The sequence below is a fragment of the Prosthecobacter fusiformis genome, from assembly GCF_004364345.1.
In the GTDB taxonomy this organism is placed as follows: domain Bacteria; phylum Verrucomicrobiota; class Verrucomicrobiia; order Verrucomicrobiales; family Verrucomicrobiaceae; genus Prosthecobacter; species Prosthecobacter fusiformis.
Genome location: NZ_SOCA01000001.1, coordinates 1,229,568 through 1,254,101, shown reverse-complemented (window position 1 = coordinate 1,254,101; position 24,534 = coordinate 1,229,568). Strand labels below are relative to the sequence as shown.

The following is a 24,534-nucleotide window of genomic DNA, read 5'->3' as shown; positions in this document are numbered from 1 at the left end:
AAATCGGAGCTTTATACAGTGGCCTGACTTGATTTAGCGAGGTTAAATTCATTTAATCCGTACAATTCGGTCCGGGGCAAACGCATCCAGGCGGCGAGTTACGATTGCATTGTGAACGAACCCTAACTTGAGGACTGACCTAACGATATGTGTGGAATTGCAGGCGTGATCGATATGGCTGGAAAGCGGGTGGTGCCGGATGAAATCATCCAAAGGATGTCCCGGGCACTCTACCATCGGGGACCTGATGAGGAGGGTTTTTTTATGCGTCCAGGGCTGGCGATGGCATCCCGCCGGCTAAGCATCGTGGGGCTGGCGGATGGCCAGCAGCCGATGCACAATGAAGAACGGAATGTCTCCGTCGTCTTCAATGGCGAACTATTTGACCATGTGGAGAAGCGTGCAGAACTCGCCGCCCGGGGGCACACATTGGTGACGCACTGCGATACGGAAATCATCCCGCACATGTGGGAAGAAAGCGCGGAGGGGATGTTTGAGAAGCTGCGCGGGCAGTTCGCCATCGCGCTGTGGGACGAGCGAGAGCAGAAGCTGATGCTGGGGCGTGACCGGTTTGGCATCAGTCCTTTGTATTGGACGCGCCAGGGGGACTGGCTGCTGTTTGCCTCTGAAATCAAGGGCTTGCTGGCCTCTGGCATGGTGCCTGCCATCCCGGACCGGCGAGGCATTGATCACGTATTCACCTTTTCAGCGCTGCCGGGACCGATCACTTGTTTTGAAGGAATCCAGATGCTGCCGCCCGCGCATTTTCTGGAGATCTTGCCGGGGCACTCCCACAAAGCCCCGGGTGTGCGGGAACGGAAGTACTGGGAAATGGATTTCCCTGACGCGGGTCATGAGAATCCAGAGAAGGATCCGAAAAAGCTGGTGGATGAATTTGAGCACGTGCTGCTGAATGCCGTGGATAAACGGCTGCGGGCGGATGTGCCTGTGGGGTCTTATCTTTCTGGTGGGGTGGATTCCAGCATGATCCTGGCGCTGGCTTGTCATCTGCGGGGCAAGTCCATTTCGACCTATACGGTGAGGGTGGATGATCCCAAGCTGGACGAGCTGGATGCGGCAAGCATGGTGGCGAAATTCATCGGCGCACCACCGCCCGTGGTGCAGGAATTTCGGCATGAAGACGCCATCAAAACTTATCCGACGCTGATCGCTGCGGCTGAACAGCCCGTTATTGATACCTCCTGTGCCTCCCTGCTGCAATTGGCGCAGAAAGTGCATGAATGCGGACAAAAAGTGGTGCTGACCGGGGAAGGTGCCGACGAATGGCTGGTGGGGTATCCCTGGTATAAAGCGGCGAAGATCATCGGTTATCTCGATTCCATCGGGGGACTGCGGCTGGGGGATCGGGCACGACGAGCGTTTTTGAAATATAGTGATGTGCCACAGTATCCGCCGAGCTTTCGCGCACGCACAGAAACCAATGTGGGTGGGCCCAATGCCTGGATTGATTCCTATGGATTGTTAGGCCTAGCCAAACTGCGCTTTTATTCTGAGTCCATGCATGAGCTGCGTGAATCCACTGACCCATGGGCAACTCTGGGTATGAATCTGGACCGTGCAAAACACTGGCATCCGCTGAACCGGGGGATTTGGGTGGGAGGACGCGTGACGCTGGCGGGCCATTTGCTCCAGGGCAAAGGGGATCGTGTGGCGATGCATTCCTCCGTGGAGGTGCGTTATCCTTTCCTGGATGAAGACGTCTTCGATTTCTGTGCGAAGCTGCATCCAGACTGGAAGCTGCGCGGTTTCCGCGATAAACACATCCTGCGGCTGCTGGCGGAGCGCTGGCTGCCACCTTCCATTTATAAGCGTGGAAAAGTGATCTTTCGCGCTCCTTTGGACAGCTTTCATTTGGAGCCAGAACCGGCGTATGTCGGCCAGCTCATGAGTGAGGAATCTCTGAATCGGACGGGATACTTCGATGCGAAAATGGTGCATCATTGGCGCAAGACTTATAGCTCCCTGCGGGCCACTTCATTGCCAAGGCTTTCGATTGAAATGGGGCTGGCTGCGGTGGTGGCCACCCAGCTATGGCACCATCTTTACATTGATGGCAGCCTTTGTGAACTGCCTTCCCAGGCGCGCAAAGAGCCTTTAGTAACTATTTAATAAACCAAAAGGCAAAGGGGGAGAATATCCCCCTGCGCATTCTCACTCCAAAGCTCATTTACATAGAAGCGAGGAGGGCTCTGCCAACAGCTTTGGCCTCTTCGTCATCCTTTTCCAGGCTAGGCATCTTGAGACCTTTGGCGAGGTTTTTACGGGCCTCGTTTTTATTGCCGATCTGTGCGTGGATGCGGCCAAGCTCAATGTAATGAATGAGCCGCTTTGGATTGATGGCGATGGCTTTCTCGAGGCATTTGACAGCATCGGTGGTGCTGGCTTCAGGAAGCTTTTCATAGACCAAGGCGGCCAGCGTGCGCTTGATGCCACTGATGTCTGACACATTGCGATGCCAGCGGCCGATGATGTGCCAGGCGAGGTCGTTGCGAGGATTCAGCTTGATGGCTTTTTCGGCACCTTGCTTGATGAGCTTAGATCCGCGTACCTGCTCGCCAGAATCTTGGAGAGGAAGCATTTTGCCGAGACTGATGGCCGTGGATAGTTGGGCATCGGAATTGTTGGGGGCGAGTGCTGCGGCACGTTTCCCATAATCCAGAGCAATGCCGCCTAACCGGAGTTTTTCTTGTTTGGATGATGCATCGGCCATTAAGTGCCGATATTGACGTGCAATGCGCACGAGAACATCTGCATTGTTAGGTTCCATTTTTTCAGCCTGAAGGTATAAGCTCAAGGCTTTGTCTGCTTCAAGCCGAGTGTCGTGCATTTCTCCCTGGGCGACTAGTTCACTAACCGACTGGGCCTGTGCGGTTATACCCGCTGATAGCAAGAGGCCGGAGGCAATCAACGCCTGTGCGCCGAACAGAAAGGATGACAATTTCATAGGCGCTTGGAACTCACAATGCGCCCAGCGTTCAAAAGTTCCGCTTCACTCAGTCGGGGACCCACAAGTTGCAAGCTGGTCACGGGGATTTCTTTGCCTTCCACGGGGACTGGAATGGCGATGGCAGGATTGCCTGAGTAATTAAAGCTAACTGTGTTTTGAAGGCTGAAGGTCAGGGCTTCAAACAGAGCTGATCCGCCGAAGCGGGGAATGGGCGGAGGCAATTTCTTCAGTGTGGGCAGCGCAATCAGATCCACGCGGTCAAAGGTGCGGCGCAATGTGCGCTGCCAGCCGGGTTTCCTTTTCAGGGCGCGGTCATAATTGCCTGTCAGATGCTCCACCCGACCTAACAAAATGGTTGCTTTGGTGACGCTGGATACGCCGCGCTTATTGCCATACTGCTCATCATTGGTCCATGCGTCAGCCACTGCGACAGTGAGGCCGTCCTTTTGAGCTTGATCCCAGGCATCTTTGAATTCTTTGTTCAGCCGGACGACACGGAAACCGGATTTTTTCAAAGCGGCATCAATGGCGCGATCAATCTCGGGGTCTGTGCCGTCCACATAAAGGCGGCCGATGCGGATGCTGCGGCCACTGGGTTTCTCCTGCCTCGCTTCTGCATATTCTTCGTCAAAGCCAGGCTTCAGCAGGCTCATGCCTTTGGCGAGATTGGGGATGTTTTTGGCCAGCGGGCCGACGGTGTCCAAATGCTTTGGCGACATGGGGAAAACGCCCTTTAGGGAAACGAGTCCGAAGGTTGTTTTAAGTCCATAAACACCGCAGCAGGCTGCGGGGATGCGAACGGAGCCGCCGGTGTCTGTTCCCAGGGCGACATCTGCCATGCCAGTGGCCACGGAGACTGCGGAGCCGCTGGATGAGCCACCGGAGATGAGGCGATGTTTGCGGTCAGTGAGCGGACTGCGGGGTGTGCCGAAGTGAGGGTTTAAGCCTGAGGAAGTGACACCAAATTCGCTGGCATTGGTCTTGCCCACGATGTGGGCTCCCTGGGCACGTACGCCCCGGAGGCAGGCGGCATCCTTGCTCGCGGGTGGATTGTTTTTTGCGAGATAGGCGGAGCCGGCGGAGGTGACTTGTCCCTCAATGTCGATGAAATCTTTAACCGCCACTTTCAGCCCCTGATAGCCTTCAGGAGCAGGCCAGTAGCGAAGGAATACATGATCTGTTGGATTCCGCGCGGGCTTGGTGACCTCAATGGTGCATGAGGGCAATGCCTGGAGCAGCAAAACGAGGGCGAGGCAGCTTTGGAGCGACGGACGGCGGAAGGGGAGCATAGATGGGGACGGCAAATGGAGTTAGGCAGGCGATTGAATGATAGTTGAGGATCAACGAAAAGACAGATTTCTGACCAGAGAAATTTGGAGGAGGTTCCTGCCAGGAAGGAAATCGTCACAAGATCAGTACCTGGACGTGCATTATGCATGTGCTTTTCACATTTTTTGTTACGCACGCCTCGTCGGCGGGACTCGATGTCATGGTGATGCAATGGCAGACCTGCTGAAGGACTGCATGTGCATCAAAGCAAGCACACGATCCCATCCTATGAAAAAGCTCTTATACTCCTTCCTTGGCACCACTGTATGCGCCCTTTCCCTGTCCAGTTGCGATACCGTGGAGCATGATGATGACGATGACGATGGAGGCCCTGTCCGCACGCACACAACGGTAACGGAGGAGACTGTGCGGAGCAGCCCGTACTCGGGTGCCGTGCAGACACAGACGACGCAGACGGTCTATTAACCGGAGATGCGGGAGGGCCTGAGATCGCCTCTTCAAACAGGGGCGAGTTCAGGCCGTTTCGATTCGTTCTACCCGATACCATCGGGAAGGTGTGAGGGTGGTGGTGAGCCACATGCGCATGGCTTTAAACCCACGCATGAGGGTGCTATCCATGACTTCCTGGCAACCAAAACGAACGGCAATGGATTCCTCCAGTCGGCGGTAGCGAGGGAGCAATATGAGAGAGCTGCGTGGACGGGTTTCGCCTGTTGTGCGATGAGCAACGCTGGGGTGGAGAAGGCCGCGACAGACCACCATGCCCGCTCCTACTAGTGCAATACGACGCCGGGGTAGCAGCAGCCAGGGGCGATATGAGAAGTGAGCGGCACCGGTTTCGTCCAATTGCATGCGGCCAAAGGTACGAACGGGGACACCCGTCGTGCGACGAGCCAGGAAGCCTTGCACGCCTGTATCCAGATCTTCCCCCTGGGCGCGTTTGTTGAGCAGAAAATCCCGTCCCATCAGGGTGCCAAAGATGGAGAGGCGGAAGGACCAGCCCGCCAGGAGAAGGCCGAGCAGAAAGAGGCTGCCACAGACGATGAGGGCTGGCACTGGTGTGGTGGGGATGAGGGCGGCGGTACCGGTGACCAGAGTCAAGAGGGCAAGCTTGATCAACTTCAACCCGGCATCGACAATGCCAAAGGGTGAAAGGGCGATGAGCACATTGATGGCATGAGAGCTAAGCCAGACGACGCCGAAGGCAAAGATGGCCAGAGGAATGGTGATCCAGGGACTATGAAGGCTGGCATCGAGTGCGCTAGCCATGGGCATGACGGCGAGCCCTGAGGCCGCAACGCCATCCGAAGCCTGTGAAGGTATTCTTTCCAGATGCGACATGGCTAGGGCGACCAGTGGAACGAAGGCGGCACTGGCAACGAGGGCGCTGAGTTTGTCCTCAAACAGTTCAGCGAAATCGAGGGGCTTTTTGACCAGGGCTGGGGCGGCGGCACCGAGGAAGTCTTTTAGCAGACAGAGGCCGATGAGTGCCAATCCGGTACCCCAGGCATAGGGATGGCAATACCAAGGCAGGCGATCCCGAAGTTTTTCTTCAGTATGATAATACTTCCAGGCACCCAGGGCGCTCATGCCTAACAAGGGGCTGATGGCGACACCGGTGATCTCAGAGACACCTTCTGCCAAAGTGACGCCAGGGACCAGGAGGTCTGTGCGCAGCTTTTCTGCGGCTGCTTTGGCTGGCGGTGCGGCGGCTTCCGCCGTTTCTTGGGCCAGAGCGGGGGAAACGAGAGAAAGCCCCAGAACGATAGCCAGGGAGGCAGATTTGAAGAAGGATGCATTCATGGTGGTGACATCTTGGGGTTGCCCCTGCACAGACAATCGGAAAGAATGCCTGATGTGCGGGCATTGCCAGTTACAATTTTCAGCCAGTCTCCCACCCGGCAGGAAAAGGTCGCTCGCACAATGCCCGATTCCGTGCATAGTCTCCGATGCCTTTCAAAGCTCTTGGCCTCGACGCCAAAATTCTCCAAGCCATCGCTGAAGCCGGTTATACCGAACCTACGCCTATTCAGGCGGCTGCCATTCCACCCATCATTGCCGGAAATGACCTCATCGGCATTGCCCAGACCGGCACTGGCAAAACAGCGGCTTTCACACTGCCTGTGCTCACTCTCCTGGCGGCTGCCCAGGGTAAACGCGGCACCAAAGTGCTCATCCTGGCTCCTACCCGTGAACTGGTGGTGCAGATCGAAGAAAACGTGCTGGCTTATGCCAAACATCTGCCGCTGACGATTGCGAAAGTCTTTGGAGGAGTGGGCGAGCGTCCACAGATCAATTCTCTCCGCAATGGCTGCGATATCGTCATCGCCACACCTGGGCGTCTGATCGACCTCATGGGTCAGGGGCATGGGGATTTCAGTGGCCTTCAGCACCTGGTGCTGGATGAGGCGGACCGCATGCTGGACATGGGCTTCCTGCCGAGCATCAAGCGCATCGTCCAAAAGATGCCGCGCAAACGCCAGACGCTGATGTTTTCCGCGACGCTATCCAAGGAGATCGAATCACTGACCCACGAGTTTCAAAATCATCCGAAGATTGTCCAGATCGGCCGCCGCTCAAATCCGGCTGAAACAGTGACGCAGCTTGTGTATGAAGTGCCTGTCCATTTGAAGCCATCCTTGCTCAGCCATCTACTGAAGGATGACCAGATGAATATGGTGCTGGTCTTCACCCGCACAAAACACGGTGCAGACCGCGTCGCACGCAAGCTGGAACAGACAGGCGTCAAATGCGCCACGCTGCATGCCAACCGCTCCCAGAACCAGCGTCTTAAAGCCCTGGCAGACTTCAAATCAGGCGCGGTGCGTGTTCTTGTGGCGACGGATATTGCCGCACGCGGCATTGATGTGGATGGCATTTCCCATGTGGTGAACTTTGATTTCCCCATGCATGCGGAGGATTACGTCCACCGCATCGGCAGGACGGGCCGTGCCCAGGCGATTGGCGATGCCATCAGCTTCATCAGTCCAGAGGATCAGGCTCCCCTGCGGAGTCTGGAAAGATTCATCAATCGCGGCCTCGTGCGCAAAAAGGCGGAGGGTTTTGACTATCATGCCTCCGCTCCTCCGCGCAGCGAAGAGCCGCCACGCTACCGGGATCCGCGCGGACGGCCGCCACAGGGTCAGGGCAGAGGTGGAAGAGGCCAGGGCCAGAATGGCCAAGGCGGGCAGAACGGTCAGGGTGGTCAAGGAGGCCAGCCAAGGCAGGAAGGCGGCGGCAGACCGGTGGGGGACCGTCCGGCACGGCCCCAGTCTGGCGGGCGTGATCAGCGCGGCTCCGCAGGTGGTGCGCGTCCTCAACGCCAGGGCCGTCCTCAGAACGACTCGGCCGCCGCTAGCCCTCCTGCAACCGAGAGCGGTAGCCAGCGTAGTCTGTGGAAGCGGCTGTCTGGCCGTTAAGCCGAAAAGTTGAATGGAAGGGAGTGTGGCTCTGTGGCGTTTGATGCTTGCCTGTTTTGCAAGGCAGTCATCACGCTCCCACCATGCGCCCTTTCCTTTTTTCCCTTCTACTCCTGGCTTGCACAGCCAGGGCCGAATTCACCAACGAACAGCAGCAGGTGCCGCTGGAAGTGCTGCCGACGGATGCTAGCAAGGCGAAGGTCGTGCTGCTGGCAGGTACGCCGAGTAACAAACCCGGACAGCACGAATACTTCGCGGGTTGCGCTCTGCTGATGGACTGGCTGAAGGACATGCCTGGCGTCGCCCCAGTGATGGTGGCGGATGGCTGGCCAAAGAATGAGGCAGTGCTGGAGGGTGCCCGCTCTGTGGTGATCTACATGGACGGAGGGGATAGGCTGTCTTTTCTCACCCCGGACCGCTGGGCGCGAATGAAAGCCCTGGTCGATGCAGGTACAGGGCTTGTCATTCTGCATCAGGCGATAGACTGTCCTCCAGATCGTGCGGCTGATTTTAAAAATTGGTTCGGCGCAGTGTTCCAGAGTGACATTGGCTGTCGTGGGCATTGGGACGTGAAATTTGATGCTGTGCCGGAGCACGCGATCAACCAGGGGCTGGTGCCGTTTGAACTGCTGAAAGACGGCTGGCTTTACAATCTCCACTTTGCCGAAAAAGGCGTCACTCATCTGCTGGCCTGTCCAATGCCGGACAGCAGCCGGAAAAGTGAGGCAGCCAAAGCTCATGCTGGCCGGGCGGAAACTGTGGCCTGGGCGTTTGAGCGGCCGGATGGAGGTCGCAGTTTCGGATTCACCGGCTGTGATTTGCATGGCAACTGGGCCGAAGCCAACCAGCGCAAGCTGCTCCTCAACGGCATCCTTTGGACCAGCAAACTGGACGTGCCAGAGAAAGGCGTGAACTCCGAAACGACACCCGATGCGCTGGCGAAAAATTGGGACCGCAAAGTGTTCTTGAAAAAGGCCGCTGCGAAGAAGTAGAGCTCTACGGAAGTATGCTGTGGCGGCTGTTCATTCATATGCGAATGTGAGGAAACACTACGGATAATGAAGACCAAGAATCAGGCTCCCCCTGCGACTAAAAACGCGGGCTACAAACAGCTTGTCGCGGCCATTTCCCCATTCTGCGGCTGCCGGAAACTTTGTCCATAAACTCTGAACCTGATTCTTGTCTTTTGAAGACTCTCCTGTTCTCACTCCTGCTCATCGTAACACCGGGCTTGGCTGCGCCGGTGAAGGTCATTTTCGATACGGACATGGGCAACGACGTGGATGACGTCATGGCGCTGGAGATGATCCATAATCTGCAAAAGCGCGGGGCATGTGAATTGCTGGCGGTGACGATCACCAAGGATCATCCTCAGGCAGCGGCGTTTGTGGATGCGGTGAATACGTTTCATGGTTATCCCGATGTGCCGGTGGGCGTGGTGAGGAATGGGGTGGCGCAGGATGGCGGAAAGTTTAACAGTCTGGCGGATGAAAAAAATCCAGATGGCAGCTTCCGTTATCCTCATGATTTACTGACCGGTGCCGATGCGCCTGAAGCGGTGGCCCTTCTGCGCAAAGTGCTGGCTGCTCAGGCGGACCAGTCTGTGGCCATGGTGCAGGTGGGTTTTTTCACCAATTTTGCCCGGTTGCTGGATTCAAAACCGGATGAGCATTCCCCATTGAGCGGTCGCGATTTGCTGAAACAAAAAGTCACGCTGCTGTCCATCATGGCAGGTGCGTTTCAGACAGTGAACTGGAATACCCGGCACCTGGAATACAATGTGATCAAGGACATTCCGGCGGCGCAAAAGCTGGCCAGTCAATGGCCCACCCCTATCGTTTGGAGTGGTTTTGAAATCGGCGTGGCGGCGGCTTATCCGCACGTCAGCATCGAGCGCGATTTTGACTATGTGAAACATCACCCGCTGAAGGAGGCTTACTACGCCTATAACCCGCCGCCTCATGACCGGCCAACCTGGGACCCGACATCTGTACTGTATGCTATTTATCCAGATCGGGGTTACTTCGATCTCTCGCCTCCTGGCGGCGTGACCGTCGAAGAAAACGGGGCCACTTGGTATCGCCCATCCAAGGATGGCAAGGGCCACCATCGTTACTTGGTGATGTCTGTGACACAGGCCGAGCGTGTTCGTGAGGCGATCGTTCAGCTCTGTGTGGAGCCGCCAGGGAAGCATTGAATCTGCAAAAAGATTCCCGTCCTGCTCTTGCAATGCAATGCTGATTGCGTCAGGTCGTTGATTAGAAGCAACCCAAGCACATGGCCAGGATCTCAGCAGCCTCAGTCGTCGTCGTGGGGTCCATGAATGTGGACCTCATCGCTGCTGTGAAGCGTCTGCCCGCTGCGGGTGAGACGGTTTCGGCATCTTCCCTGGAAAAACGTTTTGGAGGCAAGGGAGCCAATCAGGCCCTCGCTGCGGCGCGGCATGGAGCGCAGGTCACTCTGATCGGCTGCCTGGGCGATGATCCAGATGGGCGGGATTATCGCAATCATTTGCGCCGGGAAGGCATCAATTGCAGCTCCGTCAATACAGTGAAAGGTGGGACGGGGAATGCCTTCATCGCCGTGGATGCGAAGGGTGAAAACCAGATCATTGTCATCGCTGGGGCCAATGCGGCTCTCACGGCACCCGCACTGAAGATGCAGCGCTCCCGAATTGAGGTAGCGAAGGCTCTGCTTGTGCAACTGGAAGTACCTTTGGAAACGGTGGTGGAAGCTATCAAGCTGGCCAATGGCCGGGAGGTACCGGTAGTGCTGAATCCTTCCCCGTTACAGCCCGATTTCCCTTGGGGTGAGGTGAGCGTCAGTGTGCTCATCGTGAACAGCGGGGAAGCCAAGCAACTTTTTGAAGCAGAAGCCGATGATCTTGCGGATCGCGTGGACGAATGGAAAAACTGGCTGATTCAGAAAAAGATCCGCACACTTATCATCACGCGTGGGGAAAAATCCACACTGGTGCTTAATGAGTCAGGCTTGAAAAAGGTGGCGACTCATAAGGTGAAAGCCGTGGATACCGTGGGTGCAGGAGATACCTTTGCCGGGGTGTTTACGACTCATCTGGCCGAAGGCAACACGCTGATGGAATGTGTGCGATGGGCGAATGTGGCAGGCGCCCTGGCCACGCTGAAGGTGGGTGCCCAGGAGGGCATCCCCCACCGGGGCGATGTTCAGAGCGCCATGAACGCCTAAAAGGAAAGGCGCTTTAGAAGTTCCACTGAAGTTGCAGGCCCAGGCGGTCTGCATTTTCCACCTCGGCATAAGGCGCGGCGGCGGTATTCGTGCGATGGAAGGTGTGGGTATACATGAGCGCGAGTTCAATTTCAGGCCGCGGGGACCATTCCAGGCCGATGTCGAGTTCGGAGACCTTATCCCAAGGGGAGTTGGTGCCAAATTTGCGGCCACCATCATAGTGGTTATACCGGACGAACGGCAGCCAGTTGCTCTGGCCATCCTGAATACGGTAGCTGGCCTGGATATACCCGCCCTGGAGGGAGTCCGTTTCAATGGCCGTCATATCTTCGGTGAGTTGTGGTCCACGGCCCCAGGTCCATTCCGCCTCGATCCCGAAAGGCTGAGGATAGAGGATATAGCTCAGGCCGACACGCTCATCTTTATTGCCATGATCAGGTGATGAAGGGGTGCCCACTCCAGGAATGGCGGATACTCGGGAAACAAAGCTGCCAGTATAACCCTGAAGGCCGAATTCCATGATCTGACCGCTTTTGAACTCCACCGGATAGGCAAAACGGGCGACGTAATGAGGCTGGCCATTCGTGTCGCTGCGGTTTAGGCCCTGGCCATTGTAGGCTCCGATACCAAAGACGCCGTAGTCGCCGGAGCCTTTGAGGCCTTCTTTGACCAGCTTGCTGAAGAGTTTGCGCTTCTCCTTGGGTGCCCAGTAGAAGTAGGCTCCCACATCGCGCTCACCTTCGACGGCGGAGTTCAGGGCATCCGGGCGCTCCAGCGCGGCGCGGTTCTGGCTGGACTGAAGGTTTACGAAACCGAAGGGAACCTTCGACTGGCCGATGCGGAAACGGAATTCCTTGTCTGAATCAAGGGAGATATCGGCATAAAGGTCACGCATTTGCAGCACATAATCACCGCTGCCGTTGGAGGCATTGTAATCTGACTGGGCATAAATGTAGAGGTGATCCGAGACATCACCGCTGATGATGAGACGGCCACGGCGGATCATGAAGGACTCCGTATCGCTGACGGAACGGTCATTTGGCACATTCAGGCCTTTGGCGTTTTCCCCATAGAGGGCGTGGTAACGGAACTGGACATAGCCGCGGATGCCGAGGTTTTCATACCATTTGCCATCCAGCATTTTTTCCATGAGGTCTTTTGGAGTCTCAGCGGACAGCTTGTCCAGGTCAGCCAGGGATTTGCGGCTTTCGGCGATATGAGCATCGAGAGCCTTCAATTCAGCCTCCGTTTCGGAGATTCGATCCTCAATCTGCTCCACGCGATCCATGGATGGAGCCGCCACGGGGGCAACTGCTACCACAGGAGGGGCGGATGCGGCCTCGGCTTCCTCAGCCTGGGCGACGGCGACAAGCTGGTCATACTCTTCCTGAGTGATGGAGCCTTTGGCCTTCATGATTTCAAAAAGCTTCATGAGGGCTGCATTGTCCGCCAGGATTTGGGAAGGCAGGGCCAATGAACCGAGAGTGCAGACGAAGAGGAGAGCCCGGAGGCTTTGTGACAACTTCGACAAGATGGGGGTGTGAGTGCGGTTTCGCAGTGACATGGCCGTCACATTGAGAGATTTTCTCCAGAGTGAGTACCGATGCTCTGTGACATGTTTGACACATTGAGCCTATTTTGGAGCGGAATGTGACGGTTTGGTGTCACAAAGGGGTGGAAAACCGTGGAGTTTGTTGATCCGTGGCAGGTTTCTTTTTAAACTGCCTGTATGGAACGCAGACGACTTGGACGAAGTGGCATCGTGGTAACGGACATCTGCATGGGGACCATGACCTTCGGGCTCCAGGCGGATGAAAAGACTTCGTTTGCCATCATGGACCGAGCTTATGAAGCGGGAATCGACTTCTTCGACGCTGCGGAGATGTATCCTGTGCCCCCGGCAGCGGAGCGTTTTGGCATCACGGAGGAAATTGTGGGGAGATGGCTGAAGACCAAAAACCGGGGAGAGGTCATTGTGTCCACGAAGATCACCGGGCCGGGGCATGGGTGGTTCCGCCCGCCGGTAAGAGGCGGCTTTACGGCCCTGGACCGACGGCAGATTTTTCAGTCCTGCGAGGACAGCCTGAGGCGATTACAGACGGATTACATCGATCTTTATCAGACGCATTGGCCAGACCACGGTATGCGCCAGGAGGATACGCTGGAAGCGCTGACTGAACTGGTGAAACAGGGAAAGGTGCGCGCCATCGGCTGCAGCAATGAAACAAGCTGGGGGCTGATGAAAAACCTGTGGGCCGCCGAAAAACATCATCTGTCCCGCTTTGACACTGTCCAAAACAACTTTTCCCTCATTAACAGACGCTGCCAAAATGAGCTGGCGCAAGTCTGCCGGATGGAAGGTGTGAGCCTGCTGCCGTATTCCCCGCTAGGCGGTGGGGTGCTGACGGGCAAATACAATGGTGGGGCACTGCCGCCGGGGGCACGCTTCAGTGACTACCTGGTGAATGGAGCGGAACGCCAGCAGCGAATGGCCAGGCGTTTCGTCAATGAACGGACCCTGGCCACCACGGAGCGGCTGCGGGAAATCGCGGGGGACATTGGCTCTAGCGTCACTGCGCTGGCCGTGGCGTGGAGTCGGCAGCATAATTTCGTCGCTTCCACCATCATCGGTGCCACCACGGTGGAGCAACTGGATGAATGCCTGAAGGCAGCGGACCTGATCCTGGATGGGGATACGCTGCGCCGCATTGATGAACTGGAAGTGGAGATCCCCAATCCGATGACTGAAGATGGGCTGCGGAGGCTGTAGCGGGTGAAGAACGCCCACACAAACGGCTTGCAGGTGGCCTTAGGCACCCCTTTGATAAGCTGAGTGATGCAAGAACTCGCCATTAGCCTGCCAGACTTGGATGGCATCCTGGAAAGTGTGAAACGCACCTTTTCGGGAGGGGGTATGACTGCGGGCGGGATGGCCCTGGTGGCTTTCCTGGCCGGGCTGGCTTTTGCACGCGGGATTGCGCAGCAATTCCTGACGATGATGAGCCTGGCGCTTTCGGTCCTGGCCGGACTTTATATCTTCCGGCACCGGGCGGAGGTCTTTGGTGCCTACGGTGCCAACATGAGCACGAATACACTGCTGATCATGTCTGGAGCAGCGGCGCTTTTAACCTATTTCCTGGCCAGGGCTTTGATCAACATCCTGGCAGGTTTTGGTCTGCTGGCTTTCCTGGGAAGCTTTACAGGGTGGAAGGCGGGCATGTTGAGTCTGCTGCCATCGGGTGTGCTGATGTGGCTGAGTGCGATGGTGCTGCGCCTGGTGGGCAGCGTCTATGGTCTGGAAAATGCCTCCATCCAGCAGAGTGGTAAAGGGGAGACCAGCAGCTTCGGAGCCTGGGTGCAAGAGCTGGCTCAAAAGGTGGACAGGACATCGGTGGGCCGCTTTGCTGAAAAACTGGATCCCTATGACATGCGGGCGACGGCGAACCTGTCCCGCCTGCTGATCCTGTGGCCGGACGGGCGCGTGTGGCAGCAGATCGCGGCCAAGGGACCGCAAACCGCCCAGGCGCTGAACCATCCGGAAATTGCCGCATTGGGTCGGAACGAAAAAGTCCGCCAAGCGATCGAGCGCCAGGACTTTGCAGGCCTGATGCAGCTACCGGAGGTGGTGCAAACAGCTAGCAATCCAGAGCTGGAGCCTTTCCTCAAAGGCCTGGCCCTGGAGCAGGCGATGGACAGCATTGTTTATCAAAGACGGTAGATAGAAGATTGCTGAGATCTGAATGACGAATTCAGCGTGAAGTTACGTCAGAGCTTTCGTCAATGCCTGCCATGTCTGAAAAACCCGTCTCTCTGAGTGCCACTGCCCGCCGTCTTTTGGTCTTTGCCCGTGCCCACTGGCGGATGGCGGCGGTGCAGTTTGTGCTGGCGATCATCGGCACCTCCCTCATCATCGTTTTCCCCGGGGTGGTGCAATGGTTCGTGGATGACATTATTCCCAACAAGGACATCCCTGGAATCTGGAGGGCAGGCGGGTTGGCGGTCGGGGCGTTTTTTCTGCGCGAGTTTCTTTTCTATGTACGCACGCGGCTGAACAGCAACTTTGAGCAGCGGATGATCTTCGATCTGCGTGGCCAGCTTCACCGCAAGATCGCACGGCTGCCGCTGAGCTGGTTCGACCGACAAAGCACGGGGGATATTTTGACCCGGATGGCGGATGATGTGCCCGCGACCCAGCGGGTGATTTTGGAAGGAATCGAGCAAGGGGTTACCTCCATCTTGCAGATCCTCTTGAGCGCCGTGGTGATGTTTTACACCAACAGTACCTTTGCGCTGATCGTGATGATCCCCACGCCGTTCATTGCCGCAGGAGGATGGCTGTTTGCCCGCTGGATTGCCCCGCGTGCGAGACTGGCGCGGGAGGCCAGCAGCCACATGAACTCCATGCTGCATGATACCGTCACAGGCATCCGGCAGATCAAAAGTTATACTGCCGAGGATACTAAGCAGGAGGACTTCAATCAGGCCAGCCACGGTCTGCGCCGGGCGCAGCAGAAGCTGATGACGGCCTGGGCGGTGTATAGCCCGTTAATGGGATTTTTCGGCAGCTTTGGCCTGGTGCTCCTGCTGGGGGTGGGGGCGTATGGAGCCATCCAGGGCAACATCACCACAGGGGAACTCTTTAAATTCATCTTTTTGTTAGGCTTCTTTTTTGAACCCATCGCCCGCCTGCATGGGGTGAACCAGACCATCGTCACTGGACTGGCCAGTGCAGAGCGGGTCTTCAAAATCCTGGATCAGGCTGGTGAGGAAAATCTGGAAGAAGGTCGTCCTCTGCTGAAGCCGCAGGGGGCCATTGAGTTTCGGCAGGTGGGATTTGGTTACCAAGCTGACAAGCCCGTGGTTCATGAACTGGATCTGATCGTGAAACCTAGGCAGACGGTGGCCATTGTCGGAGCGACGGGTTCCGGCAAATCCACGCTGTTTCAGTTGCTGACCCGGTTTTATGATCCGCAGTCTGGCAGCATCACCCTGGATGGAGCTTCCATCACTGAATACAACCGTGTCTCGCTGCGGGATGCTATTGCGTATGTCACGCAGGACGCTTTCCTCTTTGCAGGGACGATCCGGGATAACCTGCGCCTGGGCAAGCACGATGCCAATGATGAAGAGATGTGGAAGGCCCTCAATCTCGCCTGTGCGGAAGATTTTGTTAGACGGAATCCTGGTGGACTGGATGCCCAGGTGGGTGAACGCGGGGTGATGCTGAGCGGCGGAGAGCGCCAGCGTATCGCCATGGCGCGTGCCTTTCTCAAAGACGCGCCTATCCTTCTCCTAGATGAAGCCACAAGCGCTGTGGACACCAAGTCCGAGCAGCTCATCCAGCAGGCTTTGGAAACTTTGCGGCAAGACCGCACCTGTCTGGTCATCGCGCACAGACTCAGTACGGTGGTGAGTGCAGATGTGATCTATGTCATGCGCCAAGGCCAGGTGCTAGCCCATGGCAGCCATGAAGAGCTGATCGCGAGCTGTGCTTATTACCGGGAGCTGGCGAGTCTGGCGTTGTTGTGATAGGCGTATGGGGGCCGTTTCATGAAATCTTATTCTTTGTGCATTTTAGTGGTGGTCTTCACTCTGCTTGCCTGCGCTTGCGGGAAAAAATGGCCTGGGGGTATCTCGTCCGGTTATCCTGCGGGAGATAATGATCCTTGGCTCACTGTTCAGGCAGGATCCGCAGAACCCGTGGTAAAAGCCGTCCAACGTTACGAAACTCTTCGCGGCCACTACCCAAAAGAAGAGGCTGATTTGATTACCTTCATGTCTTCAACGCCCGCATCTAGGGAGGGCATTCTGGGCGGCTGGCACTATGTAAAAGATGGGATGGGTTTTCGGCTCAACCTCTCATTGGGTTGGGATCCCTCTCTGATTTATGTGGGGTCTAAATCCAGCGCACACTGGGCTTTTGATCCTGGTGATGGCACACCTGAAAAGGTCATCATCCTCACCCCTTGATTATTTCACCAGCGCTGAGTAATCAATCGTCCGCAGGCGGTGCTTCTTGGCACCCATGCGGGGGACGCAATCCAGCAGGGCCTGGGTGTAGGGGTGCTGGGGGTTGGTGAGAATCTCAGCAGTGGGGCCGGTTTCGACGATTTCTCCGCGAAACATGACGGCGACGCGGTCGGCGACATCCTTGATGATGCCGAAGTTATGAGTGATGAGGATAAGACTCATGTCGAGGCGGCGACGGAGGTCGGCCAGCAGTTCCATGATCTGCTTTTGAATGGTGACGTCGAGGGCTGTGGTGGGCTCATCGGCGATCAGCAATTTCGGCTGGCAGCAGAGGGCCATGGCAATCATGACACGCTGCTGCATGCCACCGCTGAGTTCATGCGGGTAAGCACGCAGGCGTTTTTCTGGCTCCGTGATGCCTACGAGGCGCAGCCAACTGAGAATCTCTGCATCGCGGTCAGTGACTTCGGGGCGGTGCAGGGATAGAGCTTCGCCGATCTGGGTGCGGACAGTGAGGACGGGGTTTAACGAGGTGGTGGGTTCCTGGAAAACATAGGCGATCTCTTTGCCGCGAACCTTGCGCAGTTCTTTTTCACTCATCTTCAGCACTTCATGCCCGGCGATGCTGAGGTGAGAGGCGGTGATGCGGGCAGGGGGCTCAGGAAGAAGCCGTGCCAGGGCGAGTGCGGTGGCGCTTTTACCACTGCCGCTTTCGCCGACGATGGCGATGGACTCCCCCTGTTTCAGCTCCAGGCTGAGACCTTTGACTGCCTGAACGGGCGGGCCATCGTGACGACGAAACTCGATCTTCAAATCACGGATGCTCAGGAGGGAAGACATAGGATGAAGCGGCTGCCTAACGCAGGCGTGGCTGTATGATGCGTCCCAGAAGCCACAATGACAAGGCGCAAAGCATGTACGGCAAGGTGGCGCGCAGAGGAGCCTGCGGATCGTCCAGTGCTGCGCTGAGGGCTTGGTGCATCTGAGCACTGAGAGTGACATTTCCCGGGCAGCCGAGGGATATCCACAAGGACATCCCGATGGCTGCAATGGAACAGAGGTCCGCCAGGAATTGGCGTAACTGGGGCTGCAATAAATGACGTTTCCACACTTCATCCGGACTGAGTCCGATGGCGAGAGCCCCTTCCCGTATTTTTTCTAGTGCGCTGGGCTGGTAGGGGAGCGGGGAACGCGGCCAGATGAAAACAACGGTCCACCAAACAAAGGCCAACAACAGGGCGGGCCAGAGAAGCATCAGAATGGAGGGTGTCTGTGGTGAATGCAGTGCCGGGATGATTCTTGCGAGCACACCTGGCATGTGAAAGGCATCCTCGACAACGGCCAGCCAGACGATGCCCGGAAGGCCTGCCAAAAGTACCTGCACATGTCCTGGGCGATGGCCTACCAGCCTGGCGGCTAATAACAGGGCGGTCAGCGGCAGGGCGAGGAGAAAGATGGGGGGTATCCACCACCACAACATCTGAGCGAGCTGTGTGGCAAAGCCGACTTTAGCAAGATCCGTCTGGGCGGGCATGAGGCTGCTGATGGGCCTGCCCAAATCCCCGACCCAGTATCCGATGGCAGACCAAGCGAGGGCGGAGAGTGAGAAGAGGGCCACGGCCTGCACCGCAATGGCAATGGGCCAGCGCACCCACTTGCCCAGGCAGCGTGCTGCTGCCTCCAGGGAGAGCGATGTGGTCACCGCAAGCAGCAGCGCTCCCAAAAGGAGGCCGAGGCTGACGAGAAACATGACGGGATGCATGGCTAATTGATACAAACTATTCGTTAGGCACCCGCATCTGCAGAGATTGGGGGCTGGCGGTTTGCAGTAGGGTGCGGAGGGTCAGTGGACGGTGTGAGTCCGGTGCGCCGAGCTGGGGAAAGCGTGCCTTTCTCACTCCTATTTGCTGAAGATCCCCAATCAAAGGCAGGGCTGGCTGCTGAGTGAGAAACCTGTCTTGAACCGCCCGAGCGCGGGCAGGGATTTGACGCGTATCGTATTCACTGGCTAGGGATTCCAAAAGCAGGTCTAGCTGCGGATCGGCAAGACGGGAGAAGTTCAGGCCTGCCTGTATCTGGCCGCTATGCCAAAAGGCAGTCTGATCCCAGGCCAGTTCGTAATCGAGACCCAGAAGAACGGCATCAAATTTGCCTGGTGCGAGGTGCTCTGGCACCAGAGCTTCAGAAGCTACGGATGTCACCGTGACGCGCGCGCCGAGCTGCGACCACTGGTCCGCCAGGAGATGAGCCAGCCGGGTGCGCTGCTCATTGCCCGTAGTGACCAGCAGCTTGAAGTCCAGAGTCTGCCCACCTTTTTTGGCGATGCCAGAGACATCGCGCAGCCAGCCTGCGGTCTCCAATTTTTGGCGGGCTAACTCGAGGTCAAAGATTTGGGAGTTGCCCTTCGGGGCATACCAGAGCCCAGGCATAAACAAGGGCTCTGCCAAGCGCGCCTGTCCGTCCAGACCATTCGCCAGAAGGGACTGCCTGTCCAAGCCGAGAGAGAGGGCTTCACGAACGGGCAGCTCCGAGAGGCGTGAAGAACGCAGATTCCACAAAACAAGAAGGCGGTTTCGTGGCTGGGTGGGATGAAAATCCAGGGAGGTTTCTTCTAGAAGTTCCGAGTTATCGCCAGGCCAGGCCACATCCAAAGTGCCGGTAGCTAAAGCGACTCTTGCTTGCAGGGAGGAAGTGGCGGTGATCGCGTGAAGACTGTGTTGCGGAGTGCCCTCTGGCGCGGCGCGGGGTGTGAGGGTGAGAAGAGAAGGGGTTCGTGAGGCCTGCCACTGACCTGCTCCAGGAGGCGGTTCTTCCAGATCTTCGGGAGCTTTTTTCAACCAGCTTTCTGGCAAGATGGGAAAATGAATCCAACTGGCCAAGGCGGCTCCGTAGCTGCGGCGATAAGTCACCCGCACGGTTGAACTGCCCTGGACCGTGATGTCCTGAATATGCCGGAATCCCTCCCTGCCTGGGACCGGGTAACCACGCTGCATGACGTGTGACACTGTCGCCCGGATATCTGCCGCAGTGACGGGGGAGCCGTCAGGCCAAGTATGTTGAGTGCTGTTGAGTTTGAAATCCAGAACCGGCTCCAGGAGTCCGGCCACTTCAGCCATGGGGGTGATTGAAGGTACCGTTTGACCATTCTGACGGAGCCAGGTGGTCAGCTCTTCCCGCACCAAATGCAGGGGACGGGTGGTGACGAGTTCACAGGCACCATCTTCATCGAACCAAAGACGCACGCTGCTGGCGGCATGCTCAGGAGATTTGGCAAATTTTTCCAGCGAAAGCCTAGCGGAGGGAGGGCTGTCCAGACGAATAAAGGTCAGGGGCAGTACTGACTCTGACGCAAGTGTCTGGAGGGCCGCATCGGTGCCGGGAGCCCCCGGTTTGGAGAAATGCAGCAAAAGGCTCAAGCCTTGGGTGGTCACTTCATCCAGATTCCAGGACTGACGCGTCTCTGGCGGGACCTCGGCGAGGCGGCGTTGCGCGGAGTGCAAGGCATCCTGAGTGGAAAACCAGCAGGTGACACGCTGATGCCATGACCAGCTTTTGGCGAGTCCGGGTGCCAGTCTGCCCTGACTGTCCAGACGAATCATGGGCTCATGAATCAGGTCCAGGATCTGGCGCTCAGCCTCACTGCGGGGGAAGAATGGATTCAAATCCGGGAAGTCCCCGGGCAGCATCATGATGATGGCCTCCGACCGTTCCGGGGACAGGCGTTGAATCTGCCAAGCCGCCCAACTGGCGACGCCTAGCGCCACCAGGGGGATGCCAAAGATCAATGCCCGGTTCATGATTCCACCAGCCTAGGCGCTGGTGCGGCGGGATGCAACGATGTGGGCAATGCAGCTTGCAAACCCCGTTCAGAAAGAAGCCGCAGAGTTCCTTTCATCACTTCGATGCAGGTGCTGGTGCCATCATGCAGTAGGACAATGGATCCCGGTTTCAGGCTGCGGGAAATCAGGCGTAAAATGAGCTTCGGATCTTTGACAACACCGTCAAATCCGCGGCAGTTCCAGATGGCCATGGTGAGTCCCAAAGTACGAAGAGGAACGGTGAGAAAAAGATTGTGATGCCCCACTGGGGGGCGAAACCACACAGGGGCAGTGCCGAGAATGTCCGTGAGCGTTTGCTGGCATCCTGCCACCTCTGCCCACATACGCCGAGGGCGCAATGTCCAGAAACTGCCTGAGGGATGGGTTTGACTATGGTTGCCGATCAGGTGCCCGCGACGGGCGATCTCGCGGACCAGCTCAGGATGTTGGGCGGCTTTTTTCCCGATGAGGAAGAAGCCCGCTTTGGCCTGATGCTCGTCGAGCAAATCCAGCAAGGGCAGAGTTGTGTGCGGATCCGGGCCATCATCCACAGTCAGCCACACTTGTCCTTCTCTGGCCTGCTGCTCAGATAGAGAGGAGACGTGGGTGCTAAAAAGCCGGGACTGCGGGTTCACCGTGCCATAGCCGATCACGATGAAAGTGGTGGCGAATATGAGGAGCGCCCAGGGCCACAGACCGACTGCCAAAAGGCATAGACAGGCTGTGGCTGGAAGCAGACTGATCAGGAAACGTCTCGTGTTTTCACGACGGCTTTCCGCAGGCTGCTCAGGAGGTGGTCGGACCATCCAGGAGGGGGTTTAGCGCTTCAGCTTACGCTTAAGGCGCATCCAGGTCGGTACATCCAGATCTTCTCCACCTGAGGCGAGTGCGGGTTCCGTATCCTTGAACCGGCCACGGTCCTGGTCAGAAAAGCCGAGATTTGGCTGTTCCTCTTGGACGGGCTTTTTGGGCATCACGACATTCGCAGGAGGCGCATAGGCCATGTCCTCCGGGGGAAGATTGGTGCGAGCGACGACAGCGGCCAGCGGGGAAGTGGCAGGACGTGGAAGCGGAGTTGGAGCAGGTGCTGGTGCCGGGCTCGGGGCAGGAGTCATGAAGTCTTCAATGCGTGGCCGGGGCGCACGCACGGGAGCAGGGGCAGGGACTTCAGGCTCGGGTTCAGGCAAAAAGTGGGAATGGGAGGCGGCTGGTTCTTCTTCCTCATCCTCATAGTACTCCTCTTCTTCCTCGGGCTCAGCAGGAGGATGCGGCATCTGATTAACAGCGGCCGGTGCCTGGGGAAAGAGTCCGGTTTTTTCTTCAGGAAAGGTGTAGGAAGGCTCCGAGGCGGCCATGGAGACGATCTCGTCATCTTTGAAGAGCAAATCCATGGAGTCATCCCTGGCCAGGGGGGCAGACCGTGCTGCGGGTGCCTGGGCCTGCGGGGCCGGAGCCTGCGCCGCGCTAGGAGCGGGTGCTGGCCGGGGGGATCTGGCGCGTGGAGCAGGGGCTGGTGCCTGAGCGGGAGCAGCGACGACGGCCTCTGCCAAGCTGGGCATGGGGCGGTCTGTGAGTGGCAGCATTTCTGCGGGCGGGGCTACGGCAGCAATGGTATTGAGCTGAGTCAATCCCAGGGAACTGATGAGCGTTACGGAAAGTGAATCGCCCAGCTTGGCATCCACAGCCACGCCGAACAAAATGTGTGTGTGGTCTGGGACGTGGCGGCCCAGCTGCTTCATGATGCCATCCACTTCCATGAGCGTCAGCGTCTCCCCGCCGGCGATGTGGACCAAGAGGGTCTTCGTCTGATGCAGGAGACGGCCTTGGTCGATGAGCGGGCTCTTCAGCGCGCGTTTCAAGGCTTCCGTGCCACGGTTTTGGCCGCGGGCTTCCCCGAATCCGAAGAGGCAGCGTCCGTCCGAGGTCGTCAGGGCACTGGTCAGATCATCCAGGCCCAGTTTTACCAGACCGGGCATGGAAACGATGGTGGAGACCGCGCGCAAACTTTGGGCGATGAGCTGGTCTGCCTGGGCGAAGGCTTTTTGGATACCGTCCTTCGGCAGGATGAGTTCACCCATCCGGTTGTTTTCAAACAGGATCAGGGCATCGGCCCGCTTTTGAAGCTGCTGCAGCGCATCTTCTGCCTGGCCGAGACGCCGACGTCCTTCAAAGGTGAAGGGCATCGTCGCAGTGACAAAGACGAGGGCATTGGAAGACTTGGCGATTTCTGCAATGACGGGGGCTGCACCGGAGCCAGTACCGCCGCCGAGACCGGCACAGATGAAAACAATATCGTGACCTTCAATGGCCTGACGGATCTCCTCCCGGGAGAACATGGCGGCCTCGCGGCCAAGGTCCGGGTCACCTCCGGCACCGACGCCACGCATCAGTTCAGCACCAAGCTGGATCTTGGTGGGGGCCATGGCATGGCCGAGCACGCGGATGTCTGTGTGCATGCAGACGAGCTGCGCCTCCACAGTACGGTCCAGGGTGATGCGGTCCAATACATTGCTGCCCGCGCCGCCGATACCGACGATACAGGTGCGAAGGGTGGATTTGCTAGTCTCTTCCCGCTGCGAGTGGCGATCGTATTCAACCATAAAACGGCTCGGTTAAAATGTTGGGTAAGTGGATGCGGAGTGAAAATCAAATAGCGACAGAGAGGAGGTCGGCCATCCGGTGTGCCAGCCGTTTGAGCGGTGACAGGAAGGGCTTCTCTTGATCCAAAATCTGCGCATAACGAATAAGGCCGATGGGCGCGGAAAATTGAGGGTTCTCGAAAGTGGCAGTCACACCACTGACGGGAGCTGAACCAGCACGCGTTACCTTCATTCCAAACACTTCGCGGGCCACGACGTCAATCCCTTTTAACAGGCTCGTACCTCCGGTGAGATAAAGACCGGCTGCCAATTGGCCTACATGCCCCTCGCAACGTTGATGCACCTGCTCCAGGATTTCTCGTACCCGAAGGTAGATCACCTCGTTCAGAAATGCTCGTTCGACCTCGCCCAGAACATAGCCAGTATCATCTTCCACACGAACCATTTCCCCGGGGGGGACATCTTCGTATTCGCAGCTTCCCTCGTTGACTTTCAACGCTTCGGCCCGCCCATGAGGGATCTGCAACGCCATGGCGATGTCCTGGCTGATGTGGTCTCCGCCCAGGGGAATGCAGCCGGAAATGGTCAGCATACCGTCTTTATAAAGTACGAAATCAGCCGTGCCACCGCCAAGGTCAATCATCAGGGCTCCTTCACGTTTGGCCTCGCGATTCAGCACGACCTGAGCTGCAGCGATGCCATTAAAAACGACATCCTCCACTTCCAGGGGTACTTCCTTCACGCACTTGATGGAATTTTGAATTCTAGGGAGGCTGCCGTGGACGATGTGATAATCCGCCTCCAACTGCCGGGCCTGACGCCCGATGGGCTGACGAACAGCCTCCACGCCATCCACGATGTACTGGCGGGTGACGCTGTGCATGGAGATGCTGTCCTGCGGAGCAGGAACGTTGCGGGCGATTTCCTTCACCTCCTCGACATCATCTTCGGTAATCTCCGACTGGTCCGCTGGCAGGCGGTAGCAGCCACGATTGTTGATGCTTTCGATATGGCCGCCACTCACTCCCAGGAAGACATTGCGGATCATCACATCACTGTAATCCTCCGCCCTGACCAACGCATCATTCAGGCAGGTATGGACGGTATCAAAATCCACAATCTCCCCTTTGCGGACGCCGCGTGAAGGTGCGGTACCGACGCCAAGGATTTTGATGGTGCCGTCACGCTTCGCCTCCCCGACGACGACGCAGATCTTGCTGGTGCCGATTTCCAGGCCTGCATAGATGGTGGTCTTCGCCATA

General features: G+C 57.3%; 20 protein-coding genes. 10 read left to right on the top strand and 10 right to left on the bottom strand.

Annotation, left to right across the window (positions count from 1 at the left end; translation table 11 throughout):
- The first annotated feature begins 147 nt into the window (after positions 1–147).
- Positions 148–2,130: an asparagine synthase (glutamine-hydrolyzing) gene (gene asnB, locus EI77_RS04940; protein WP_133793626.1), complete on the top strand. Its 1,983-nt coding sequence runs from the start codon at positions 148–150 to the stop codon at positions 2,128–2,130.
- Between the two features lie 58 nt (positions 2,131–2,188).
- On the opposite strand, the gene EI77_RS04935 is transcribed toward asnB, so the two are convergent.
- On the bottom strand, positions 2,189–2,965 hold the full coding sequence (locus EI77_RS04935) for a tetratricopeptide repeat protein (RefSeq protein WP_133793625.1): 777 nt from the start codon (positions 2,963–2,965) through the stop codon (positions 2,189–2,191).
- Positions 2,962–4,257 carry an amidase gene (locus EI77_RS04930; protein WP_133793624.1) on the bottom strand — a complete coding sequence of 432 codons (1,296 nt, stop codon included), beginning with the start codon at positions 4,255–4,257 and terminating at the stop codon, positions 2,962–2,964. Before EI77_RS04930 ends, EI77_RS04935 begins: the two co-directional genes overlap by 4 nt.
- 268 nt (positions 4,258–4,525) lie before the next feature.
- On the opposite strand from EI77_RS04930, the gene EI77_RS04925 reads away from it, so the two are divergent.
- Positions 4,526–4,723 carry a hypothetical protein gene (locus EI77_RS04925; RefSeq protein ID WP_133793623.1) on the top strand — a complete coding sequence of 66 codons (198 nt, stop codon included), beginning with the start codon at positions 4,526–4,528 and terminating at the stop codon, positions 4,721–4,723.
- Between the two features lie 48 nt (positions 4,724–4,771).
- Here EI77_RS04925 and EI77_RS04920 read toward each other — a convergent pair whose 3' ends face one another.
- Positions 4,772–6,061 (bottom strand): hypothetical protein, encoded by a 1,290-nt coding sequence (locus EI77_RS04920; RefSeq protein WP_133793622.1) that lies wholly within the window; start codon positions 6,059–6,061, stop codon positions 4,772–4,774.
- A gap of 146 nt (positions 6,062–6,207) precedes the next feature.
- Between EI77_RS04920 and EI77_RS04915 the strand changes: the two genes are divergently transcribed.
- The 4 genes from EI77_RS04915 (at position 6,208) to EI77_RS04900 (ending at position 10,884) form a co-directional block, all read left to right on the top strand.
- A complete protein-coding gene (locus tag EI77_RS04915; RefSeq protein WP_133793621.1) occupies positions 6,208–7,677 on the top strand; it encodes a DEAD/DEAH box helicase in 1,470 nt (489 codons plus the stop codon).
- Positions 7,678–7,760: 83 nt separating this feature from the next.
- On the top strand, positions 7,761–8,669 hold the full coding sequence (locus EI77_RS04910) for a ThuA domain-containing protein (RefSeq protein WP_243838663.1): 909 nt from the start codon (positions 7,761–7,763) through the stop codon (positions 8,667–8,669).
- A gap of 194 nt (positions 8,670–8,863) precedes the next feature.
- Positions 8,864–9,874 carry a nucleoside hydrolase gene (locus tag EI77_RS04905; protein WP_133793620.1) on the top strand — a complete coding sequence of 337 codons (1,011 nt, stop codon included), beginning with the start codon at positions 8,864–8,866 and terminating at the stop codon, positions 9,872–9,874.
- An 80-nt stretch (positions 9,875–9,954) separates the two neighbouring features.
- The gene (locus EI77_RS04900; protein ID WP_133793619.1) at positions 9,955–10,884 is read left to right on the top strand and encodes a ribokinase; all 930 of its coding nucleotides are present in this window, start codon (positions 9,955–9,957) and stop codon (positions 10,882–10,884) included.
- A 13-nt stretch (positions 10,885–10,897) separates the two neighbouring features.
- On the opposite strand, the gene EI77_RS04895 is transcribed toward EI77_RS04900, so the two are convergent.
- Complete coding sequence (locus EI77_RS04895) at positions 10,898–12,448, bottom strand: porin (protein WP_208300265.1); 1,551 nt, start codon at positions 12,446–12,448, stop codon at positions 10,898–10,900.
- Positions 12,449–12,613: 165 nt separating this feature from the next.
- Here EI77_RS04895 and EI77_RS04890 point away from each other — a divergent pair, with 165 nt between their 5' ends.
- The 4 genes from EI77_RS04890 (at position 12,614) to EI77_RS04875 (ending at position 16,854) form a co-directional block, all read left to right on the top strand.
- A complete protein-coding gene (locus EI77_RS04890; RefSeq protein ID WP_133793618.1) occupies positions 12,614–13,654 on the top strand; it encodes an aldo/keto reductase in 1,041 nt (346 codons plus the stop codon).
- Positions 13,655–13,720: 66 nt separating this feature from the next.
- Positions 13,721–14,602 (top strand): hypothetical protein, encoded by an 882-nt coding sequence (locus tag EI77_RS04885; protein ID WP_133793617.1) that lies wholly within the window; start codon positions 13,721–13,723, stop codon positions 14,600–14,602.
- A gap of 71 nt (positions 14,603–14,673) precedes the next feature.
- Positions 14,674–16,413, top strand: coding sequence for an ABC transporter ATP-binding protein (locus EI77_RS04880; RefSeq protein WP_166647044.1), 1,740 nt, complete (start codon positions 14,674–14,676; stop codon positions 16,411–16,413).
- A 171-nt stretch (positions 16,414–16,584) separates the two neighbouring features.
- Entirely contained in the window at positions 16,585–16,854 is a 270-nt protein-coding gene (locus EI77_RS04875) for a hypothetical protein (protein ID WP_133793615.1), read from the top strand.
- Here the strand turns inward: EI77_RS04875 and EI77_RS04870 are convergent, their stop codons facing one another.
- From EI77_RS04870 to ftsA, 6 genes are read right to left on the bottom strand one after another with little or no spacing between them, the layout of a single operon-like run.
- Complete coding sequence (locus EI77_RS04870) at positions 16,855–17,694, bottom strand: ABC transporter ATP-binding protein (protein ID WP_133793614.1); 840 nt, start codon at positions 17,692–17,694, stop codon at positions 16,855–16,857.
- A 16-nt stretch (positions 17,695–17,710) separates the two neighbouring features.
- Positions 17,711–18,616, bottom strand: coding sequence for a hypothetical protein (locus tag EI77_RS04865; RefSeq protein WP_133793613.1), 906 nt, complete (start codon positions 18,614–18,616; stop codon positions 17,711–17,713).
- Between the two features lie 16 nt (positions 18,617–18,632).
- On the bottom strand, positions 18,633–20,651 hold the full coding sequence (locus EI77_RS04860; protein ID WP_133793612.1) for an ABC transporter substrate-binding protein: 2,019 nt from the start codon (positions 20,649–20,651) through the stop codon (positions 18,633–18,635).
- Positions 20,648–21,478, bottom strand: a complete 831-nt coding sequence (locus EI77_RS04855; RefSeq protein ID WP_133793611.1) for a polysaccharide deacetylase family protein — start codon at positions 21,476–21,478, stop codon at positions 20,648–20,650. Before EI77_RS04855 ends, EI77_RS04860 begins: the two co-directional genes overlap by 4 nt.
- Before the next feature lie 12 nt (positions 21,479–21,490).
- The gene (locus EI77_RS04850; RefSeq protein ID WP_133793610.1) at positions 21,491–23,272 is read right to left on the bottom strand and encodes a cell division protein FtsZ; all 1,782 of its coding nucleotides are present in this window, start codon (positions 23,270–23,272) and stop codon (positions 21,491–21,493) included.
- 46 nt (positions 23,273–23,318) lie between these two features.
- On the bottom strand, positions 23,319–24,533 hold the full coding sequence (ftsA, locus tag EI77_RS04845) for a cell division protein FtsA (protein ID WP_133793609.1): 1,215 nt from the start codon (positions 24,531–24,533) through the stop codon (positions 23,319–23,321).
- Position 24,534 lies beyond the last annotated feature (1 nt).

What these genes read in the sequence shown, in the direction of transcription:
- asnB (WP_133793626.1), top strand. Translation starts at nt 148, where the DNA reads ATGTGTGGAATTGCAGGCGTGATCGATATGGCTGGAAAGCGGGTGGTG.
- EI77_RS04935 (WP_133793625.1), bottom strand. Translation starts at nt 2,965, where the DNA reads ATGAAATTGTCATCCTTTCTGTTCGGCGCACAGGCGTTGATTGCCTCC.
- EI77_RS04930 (WP_133793624.1), bottom strand. Translation starts at nt 4,257, where the DNA reads ATGCTCCCCTTCCGCCGTCCGTCGCTCCAAAGCTGCCTCGCCCTCGTT.
- EI77_RS04925 (WP_133793623.1), top strand. Translation starts at nt 4,526, where the DNA reads ATGAAAAAGCTCTTATACTCCTTCCTTGGCACCACTGTATGCGCCCTT.
- EI77_RS04920 (WP_133793622.1), bottom strand. Translation starts at nt 6,061, where the DNA reads ATGAATGCATCCTTCTTCAAATCTGCCTCCCTGGCTATCGTTCTGGGG.
- EI77_RS04915 (WP_133793621.1), top strand. Translation starts at nt 6,208, where the DNA reads ATGCCTTTCAAAGCTCTTGGCCTCGACGCCAAAATTCTCCAAGCCATC.
- EI77_RS04910 (WP_243838663.1), top strand. Translation starts at nt 7,761, where the DNA reads ATGCGCCCTTTCCTTTTTTCCCTTCTACTCCTGGCTTGCACAGCCAGG.
- EI77_RS04900 (WP_133793619.1), top strand. Translation starts at nt 9,955, where the DNA reads ATGGCCAGGATCTCAGCAGCCTCAGTCGTCGTCGTGGGGTCCATGAAT.
- EI77_RS04895 (WP_208300265.1), bottom strand. Translation starts at nt 12,448, where the DNA reads ATGTCACTGCGAAACCGCACTCACACCCCCATCTTGTCGAAGTTGTCA.
- EI77_RS04890 (WP_133793618.1), top strand. Translation starts at nt 12,614, where the DNA reads ATGGAACGCAGACGACTTGGACGAAGTGGCATCGTGGTAACGGACATC.
- EI77_RS04885 (WP_133793617.1), top strand. Translation starts at nt 13,721, where the DNA reads ATGCAAGAACTCGCCATTAGCCTGCCAGACTTGGATGGCATCCTGGAA.
- EI77_RS04880 (WP_166647044.1), top strand. Translation starts at nt 14,674, where the DNA reads ATGTCTGAAAAACCCGTCTCTCTGAGTGCCACTGCCCGCCGTCTTTTG.
- EI77_RS04870 (WP_133793614.1), bottom strand. Translation starts at nt 17,694, where the DNA reads ATGTCTTCCCTCCTGAGCATCCGTGATTTGAAGATCGAGTTTCGTCGT.
- EI77_RS04865 (WP_133793613.1), bottom strand. Translation starts at nt 18,616, where the DNA reads ATGCATCCCGTCATGTTTCTCGTCAGCCTCGGCCTCCTTTTGGGAGCG.
- EI77_RS04860 (WP_133793612.1), bottom strand. Translation starts at nt 20,651, where the DNA reads ATGAACCGGGCATTGATCTTTGGCATCCCCCTGGTGGCGCTAGGCGTC.
- EI77_RS04855 (WP_133793611.1), bottom strand. Translation starts at nt 21,478, where the DNA reads ATGGTCCGACCACCTCCTGAGCAGCCTGCGGAAAGCCGTCGTGAAAAC.
- EI77_RS04850 (WP_133793610.1), bottom strand. Translation starts at nt 23,272, where the DNA reads ATGGTTGAATACGATCGCCACTCGCAGCGGGAAGAGACTAGCAAATCC.
- ftsA (WP_133793609.1), bottom strand. Translation starts at nt 24,533, where the DNA reads ATGGCGAAGACCACCATCTATGCAGGCCTGGAAATCGGCACCAGCAAG.